General features: G+C 62.4%; 1 protein-coding gene. It reads left to right on the top strand.

Annotation, left to right across the window (positions count from 1 at the left end):
• The coding region (locus HHU12_RS34610; RefSeq protein ID WP_169661230.1) for a glycosyltransferase at window positions 1-593 on the top strand (593 nt) is incomplete at both ends.

Here is a 593-nt window from a genome sequence, read left to right as displayed (position 1 = left end):
CTCAGCGATAGCTATAACCCCGATATCTGTGTTGCTGAGCAAAAGGCGTGGATGGAGCTGATTGCCGAAGTGCAGGGCGAAGGGCAGATCTTCTACCGCCGCCGTCGTCGTCGAGTGAAGCGTAAGAGCGGCAACATCGATGACTTCTGCCGCCGCTGGGGCAGCCAGTATAGCTATATGGTTGTGCTGGACGCTGACTCGGTGATGACCGGTGAGTGTCTGAGCAGCCTGGTGCGCCTGATGGAAGCGAACCCGAATGCCGGGATCATCCAGTCTTCCCCGCGCGCCTCGGGCATGGATACGCTGTATGCGCGTTGCCAGCAGTTTGCCACCCGGGTGTACGGTCCGCTGTTTACGGCGGGTCTGCACTTCTGGCAGTTGGGGGAGTCCCACTACTGGGGCCACAACGCCATAATCCGCGTGAAGCCGTTCATTGAGCACTGCGCGCTGGCGCCGCTGCCGGGCGAGGGCAACTTTGCCGGGTCGATCCTGTCGCACGACTTCGTCGAAGCCGCGCTGATGCGCCGTGCCGGCTGGGGGGTGTGGATTGCCTACGATCTGCCGGGCTCCTATGAGGAGCTGCCGCCGAACCT

This window comes from Flammeovirga aprica JL-4, from assembly GCF_012844305.1.
Taxonomy (GTDB): domain Bacteria; phylum Bacteroidota; class Bacteroidia; order Cytophagales; family Flammeovirgaceae; genus Flammeovirga; species Flammeovirga aprica.
This window is presented reverse-complemented; position numbering and strand designations above follow the sequence as displayed.